Source organism: Congregibacter sp., from assembly GCF_045107095.1.
Lineage (GTDB): Bacteria > Pseudomonadota > Gammaproteobacteria > Pseudomonadales > Halieaceae > Congregibacter.
This window is the reverse complement of sequence record NZ_JBGCFU010000011.1, coordinates 1-5,938: the sequence shown is the minus strand read 5'-3', so window position 1 is coordinate 5,938 and position 5,938 is coordinate 1. Positions and strand designations below refer to the sequence as shown.

The following is a 5,938-nucleotide window of genomic DNA, read 5'->3' as shown; positions in this document are numbered from 1 at the left end:
GAACCAAGCCAATCATCGAGCTCCCAGACCAATGTGCGCATAGGTTGCAGGTAAATGAGAGGGCCGCACCTCAAAATACAGGAACAACCTATGAACAGCTTTAAAAATACCGTGGGATTCATCACTGGAGGGGCTTCGAGCATAGGACTCGGCGTAGCCCGGGCACTAGGTGAAAGAGGCTTGAAGCTCGTTCTTGCAGGCATAGAGCACGATGCACTTGCGGGCCGCGCGCAGTGATTTAGGCAGCCAGGGTATCCAGGTGCAAACAGAGATTCTCTATGTACGTGATGCGAACGCCTTTCGGGATGTGGCTGACCGAACATTAGCCGCACATTGCAAGCTCAACTTTCTTTTTAACAATGCAGGCGTGGGTGCGGGCTACGCCCTCTCGGGTAACACGCCGTTGGATGATTGGCGATGGGTCATGGACGTTAACGTAATGGGTGTTGTTAATGGCGTAGGGTGCTTTCTTCCGGCAATGCAAGAATCCGGCGAGCCAGGATATAGTATTAATACCGCATCGCTTGACGGACTCGAAGCGCAGCCCGGCGAAGGACCCTACATCACGAGCAAATTTGCGGTCGTGGGATATTCAGAAGTTCTGCAACTAGAGCTTGAGGGTTCTAACAATGATGCCTCCGTCCTATGTCCCGCGTGGGTGAAAACGCGTATCGCGCAGAGTCTGCGCAACCACCCGGATCCTGCTAGAGCTGCAAAGAACTATGAGGGTGAGGCCGGAGGCAGATACAGTCGAATCATTGAAGCTGAAGGGATAAGCGTGACGTCAGTTCGCGAACGCGTTGTTGCAGGTATGGCCGCTAAAAGCCTCTATCTGTTTACTCATCACTCGCACTGGCGGTTTCTTGAAGAGCGGATCTCTCATAATACAACGGATTGTCATCAGATCCTCCCGTCTAACAAATTCACTGGCAGTCACTCAGAGTCACTGATGGCTTCTCCCTATCTTTTTCACCATAAAACGAGGCGGTCAACCGTATGGCCTATGTAATTGCTGCGCCCTGTGTTGCAGATTATTCCTGCCTAGAAGTGTGCCCCGTAGACTGCATCAGTCCGGGACCGGAAAACCAAAATTTCAGTGATACAGAACAGCTCTATATCAATCCTGAATTGTGCATAAACTGCGCAGCCTGCGTGGAAGCTTGCCCTGTTATGGCTATTTATGAAGACGATAATTTGCCCGACAAATGGAAGCACTACAAAGACGTCAATCGAATGTATTTCATTCAGCGCACTGGCGTGCTGCGTTCATGAAGCCTACCTACAGGATCGCGGTAGTGGGCTCAGGTCCATCCGGCATGTACGCGCTGGAGCACTTGGTGAAAAACAGGCGTGTCGCCATCGACGTTGACTTGTTTGAGCGCCTACCCGCCCCATGGGGCCTAGTACGCTATGGCGTTGCACCCGACCATCCCGAAAAAAAGTTGATCACCAATCGGCTGTACCGCAATGTTATTAGCCGGGCCAATGTGCGCTACTTCGGCAACGTAGAAATAGGAAGAGACATCAGCAATACCGAGCTTGCGTCTTGGTATGACGGTGTAATTTATGCCAGTGGCGCTAACTCAGATAATGCGCTTGAGATACCCGGCGAGGAGTTAACCGGCAGCTGGCCAGCGAGAGAGTTTGTGGCGTGGTACAACGGACACCCCGACTACAGCCACCTCAAATTCGATCTTTCCTGCCCGCGAGCAGTGATTGTGGGCAATGGCAATGTTGCACTGGATGTTGCTCGCATCCTGACCCTGCCAGTGGAAGAACTTAGAAAGACCGATATCGCCGATCACGCTTTGGACGCCCTTGAAAGTAGCCGCATTCAAGAGGTCGTTATTCTTGGCAGACGAGGGTATAAAAACGGAGCCTACAACAACCCTGAACTTGAAGAGCTCCTCCACCTCGACAATATCCAAGTCCAAGTAGAAGACCCCGAGTTTTTCACTGATGACGACTCAGAGTTGCAAAAACTTGGCTGGGAGGCACGGCGCAAAGTTGAAACGCTGAGACAGCTACACAAGAAAAAAACTGGCGCCGTAGTAAAACGAATTATCTTTAAATTCCTTAGCTCTCCCACCGCATTACTTGGTGAGGATCGGCTTCAACACGTTCAGGTTAAACATAATTTTTTGGCGCACGTACCCAATGGGAGACAACGCGGAGCTCCCGAGCAAATCACTTCAATCGACGCAGGTATTTTGTTTAGAGCGACTGGATACCGTGGCACACCCCTTCCAGAACTTCCATTTGACGACAAAAAGGCTGTTATCGAGAACGCCCACGGCCGTGTGACCGATAACGGTGTGGTGATCAATGGAGTTTACTGCACCGGCTGGATAAAGCGTGGGGCACGCGGCGTCATTGGCACCAACAAGCAGTGCGCGGGCGAAACCGTGGCATGCCTGATTGATGATTTAAGCCTTACCAGCACAAGCCGCGCACTTTCTTCAGAGTTAGCACTCAGCAAGATAAAAGAACGAAAACCGGACTTCGTCACCCTTGCGGACTGGCTGACGATAGACCGCGCGGAAAAAGAAAGAGGCGCGTCACAAAAAAGGCCTCGCTCGAAACTGTGCACTACTGGCGACATGCTCAGGGTCGCTCGGGCAAATTCTACGGAACTGGGTTAGTACTAAAAGGCAGCTCATTCATGAACAAAGTAAAAAATACGTTTTGCAGAATCTGCGAACCCGCATGCCCGCTCAAGGCGCACTTCGATGACAGCGGAGACATCATCCAGCTCAGCCCAGACCCCGACCATCCCAGCGACGGGATACCGTGTCACAAGGGTCTATCCTATCTGGACATTCACCACTCGCCGGATCGGCTGAACTGGCCACTAAAAAGAACAAACCCTCGAGTCGAGCCAACGGGTAAATTTCAAAGGCTCGGGTGGGATGATGCCTTGGGAGAAATTGGTAAAAAACTGCGTGATTTACGCGATCAACATGGCGCAAATGCTATTGCCTTTTTCTCAGGTAACCCGGGCGTATTTGACTCACGCCAGTTCATAAACCAGGTAGGCCTAATCATGGGATCTGGCTCGAAAATGGTTTTCCACTCTGGCACTCAGGACATGACCAATAAAACTAGAGGTTGCTATGACTTGTATGGCACCAGCAGCCTCCCAATCCCCGACCTTACACACACAAGCTACTTACTGTGTATCGGAGCCAATCCAAAAGTGTCCCATTGGGCACTCATGTCTCAACCTAATGACGCGCTGGGTATTCTCAAAAAAATCAGAGCTCGCGGTGGCAAAACCGTGTTCGTTAATCCCCGTAAAACAGAATCATCAATATCGGAAACCGGTGAAACACTACAAATTAAGCCAGGAACAGACGTTTACTTTTTAGCCGCGCTACTCAATGAGATAGCAGAAAATAACGATATCGCTACCGAGCACGTAACCAAGCACGGCAAAAATCTTGAGGAGCTTCTAAACTTCGTAAGGCTCTATCCGGCTGCCAGAGTTAGCAAGCTAACGGGAATCGACGAGGCCGTCATCAAGCAAGTCGCTCGGGAATTTGCGGCGGCCGACGGCGCAGCAGCGTATGTTTCGCTAGGGGTCAATCAGGGCGGTCAGGGTCTGCTAGGTTACTGGCTAGCCGAAATGCTCAATTTTGTCACCGGCAATTTGGGGCGCAAAGGCGGCACCTTTACGCCAAACAGCGTGTTAAAGCATAAAATGGCCATCGACGTGACCCAATTACCCACGTTCGCAAGCTCGATAGGCGAACTACAAGTTCAACCGCCTGGCATTCCCTTACCCTCCGTTATTTTGCCCGATCTGATCGAAACCGGCGAGATTAAAGCCCTCATCGTATTTGGCGGCAATCCCATTCTATCCGTGGGCGGCGAGGTTAGACTCCGCAAAGCTTTTGAGAAGCTCGAACTTCTGGTGGCGACCGATATCATGCTCAACGCCACAGGCGAGCTGGCGGACTACGTGCTTCCTGCCACCGGTTGGCTGGAACGCGCTGATATAAATTTTATTGCCGATGGCATGCAGGGTGGCGTTCCCTATGTCCAGTACACGGACGCAATGGTGCCGCCAGAGCATGAGCGCAAAGAGGACTGGTGGATCAATGATCGGCTCGCCCAGGAGTTGGGTGTTCCCTGTATGCTCGACCGGGCTGATACAGAGGGATTTGACACGATTAATAATATGTTATCGGCAGCGGATCTGTCCGTCGCCAAACTCAGAGATATGCCACATCAAACTGCAACCAGACCCCCTGAGCCCTACTACGATTTTTATACAACGGGCGTTTTACATGCCGACGGCAAAGTTGAATGCTACCCACCCGCATTTGTGAAGGCCGGGCTGATAGAGCGCTGTGAAAACATTTTCAAGGAGCTAGAGGATGAGCCAGAGGGCCTTTTGAAATTAGGCTCTTTTCGCACCAACCACATGCACAACTCATGGATGACCAATTTGGAACGGATGAGACAGGGCGCCCTAGAAAGAAACCCGATCCACATGAACCCGGAAGACGCACGAGCGCGCCACCTTTTTGACGGTGATGAGGTTCGCGTTTTTAATCGCCACGGCAGTATCTCCACAGTTCTACATGTGACTGAGGACATGCGACAAGGAGCGGTCGCTATGACCCATGGATACACAGACGGGGGCAATCCAAATCTAACCATCGCTTCAGCAGCAAGGGGTTCAAATCCCAATCAACTCATGCCTTCTGCCGCAGACAGCTACGAACCATTGAGCAATATGTCGCGCCTAGGTGCTGTCAGTGTCGAAGTATGCAAGCTCTAAATCTTCAGTTGTCACAGGACCCATTATCGTGGCCTCGGCAAACGTTATCGGCCACCTCTCTTAGCAACGCGCTTTACAATTCCACCACGACGATCTCAAGGAAGTAGATAAGTATGGAACGATTCGATGGCAAGGTAGCAATCGTAACCGGAGGTGGCGCAGGAATTGGTGCCGCTGCCGCTGAACGATTAGCGTCGGAGGGTTGCAAAGTGATAGTCACAGGACGAAGGCTCGAACCGATTGAAAAAGTAGCGACTGCAATAGGCGGCTTAGCATTGGCGGGTGATGCTGCGGACAATGACCATTTACTCGCGGCAGTGGAACTTGCGGAAAAAGAATTTGATGGCCTCGATATATTGGTAAACAATGCAGGGACTGGCACGGGCGGTCCGCTTCTAGAACTGGAGCTAGACGAGTGGAAACGCGTTTTAGACCTCAACTTATTTGGCGCCATCAATGCAACTCGCGCTGCAATACCCGCCATGCGTAAACGCGGCGGCGGTTCAATTGTCAACGTGTCATCCGTGTCTAGTGTTCGTTCCCGCCTTGGTGGTGCGATTTACGAGTCCAGCAAAGCCTCACTTAACGCCATGAGCCGATCATTTGCCGTGGAATTTGCGCCGGAGCGGATACGCTCAAACTGTGTCTGTCCCGGTGTGGCTAGGACAGAACTGGCGGACTATGCCTACGGACTCGTTGCCGAAAAGAAAGGCGTTTCTCTAGAAGAAGTATATTCTGAGATCGGCAGCGTTTACCCTATGAGGCGCGTTGCCGAGGCAGCTGAAGTCGGGGCTGTTATTGCATTTTTGGCATCTGATGACGCCTCATTCGTGACGGGCACGGAATTAACTGTTGATGGTGGTGGTTCGGCTCTCAACGTGACGACCTTTGGAATAAAGTAACGTCGGTCAGGGTATATAGGACGGACAAAGGCCCTGTCGGAAGTAGACACCCTCTCTGACTGTGCCGGCTGGGTATGCAGCCGACAACCCCTTGGAGGGCCGCGTGACCGGGGTTTGTATCGATGGTCGACCTATCGAAGCCAAGCAACGCTACGAAGTAGCGACCGTAGAGTTCCTCGCCAAAGCCGGCGATGCTTACACCCAATTTGCTGCGGCGGATTCCACTGAGCTTTTGGACGTAACATTTGCC

General features: G+C 51.9%; 7 protein-coding genes. All 7 read left to right on the top strand.

Annotation, left to right across the window (positions count from 1 at the left end):
• The first annotated feature begins 90 nt into the window (after positions 1-90).
• A complete protein-coding gene (locus tag AB8B76_RS02380; RefSeq protein ID WP_405269737.1) occupies positions 91-237 on the top strand; it encodes a hypothetical protein in 147 nt (48 codons plus the stop codon).
• A complete protein-coding gene (locus AB8B76_RS02375; RefSeq protein ID WP_405269734.1) occupies positions 212-1,009 on the top strand; it encodes an SDR family NAD(P)-dependent oxidoreductase in 798 nt (265 codons plus the stop codon). Before AB8B76_RS02380 ends, AB8B76_RS02375 begins: the two co-directional genes overlap by 26 nt.
• Entirely contained in the window at positions 997-1,272 is a 276-nt protein-coding gene (locus AB8B76_RS02370; protein WP_405269731.1) for a ferredoxin family protein, read from the top strand. The genes AB8B76_RS02375 and AB8B76_RS02370 overlap by 13 nt, the downstream gene beginning before the upstream one ends.
• Positions 1,269-2,642, top strand: a complete 1,374-nt coding sequence (locus AB8B76_RS02365) for an FAD-dependent oxidoreductase (RefSeq protein WP_405269728.1) — start codon at positions 1,269-1,271, stop codon at positions 2,640-2,642. The genes AB8B76_RS02370 and AB8B76_RS02365 overlap by 4 nt, the downstream gene beginning before the upstream one ends.
• Positions 2,643-2,662: 20 nt before the next feature.
• On the top strand, positions 2,663-4,786 hold the full coding sequence (locus AB8B76_RS02360) for a molybdopterin-dependent oxidoreductase (RefSeq protein WP_405269725.1): 2,124 nt from the start codon (positions 2,663-2,665) through the stop codon (positions 4,784-4,786).
• Between the two features lie 113 nt (positions 4,787-4,899).
• Positions 4,900-5,688 (top strand): SDR family NAD(P)-dependent oxidoreductase, encoded by a 789-nt coding sequence (locus AB8B76_RS02355; protein ID WP_405269722.1) that lies wholly within the window; start codon positions 4,900-4,902, stop codon positions 5,686-5,688.
• Positions 5,689-5,749: 61 nt separating this feature from the next.
• Positions 5,750-5,938: 5'-nucleotidase C-terminal domain-containing protein (locus AB8B76_RS02350; protein ID WP_405269719.1), on the top strand; the 189-nt coding region annotated here is incomplete at its 3' end.